General features: G+C 47.9%; 1 protein-coding gene. It reads left to right on the top strand.

The window, feature by feature from the left end; genetic code table 11:
- Positions 1 to 357 (top strand): 4Fe-4S dicluster domain-containing protein (locus tag AAEZ02_RS21990; protein ID WP_351125092.1); only part of this gene is annotated, 357 nt, incomplete at both ends.

Genomic DNA, 357 nt, shown 5'->3' with positions numbered 1-357 from the left:
CGATCTTAGCCGATGCAACGGTTGTAAAGCCTGTGTTGTCTCATGTGGCATAGAAAATGGTACCAAACCCGATGAACATCGCACTCAGGTGATCCAAACCAGTGCGGAAATTGGTAACAAACAGTACGCATTTAATCTGCCAATCATGTGTAACAACTGTGAGGATCCCTCATGCGTGTCTGTTTGTCCAACGGGCGCGACATTCAAGCGTGAAGAAGACGGCATAGTCGTCGTGGATTCTACGCTTTGTATAGGGTGTAACTACTGCATCCAGGCGTGCCCATACAGTGGGGTTCGTTTCACTAATTCGACAACGGGTACCGTCGATAAGTGTAACTTCTGCATTCAACGTACCTC

The sequence above is a fragment of the Shewanella sp. T24-MNA-CIBAN-0130 genome, assembly GCF_040310185.1.
Taxonomy (GTDB): Bacteria; Pseudomonadota; Gammaproteobacteria; order Enterobacterales; family Shewanellaceae; genus Shewanella; species Shewanella psychromarinicola.
Note: the sequence above shows the minus strand (reverse complement) of the source record. Positions and strands in the feature narration are given on the sequence as shown.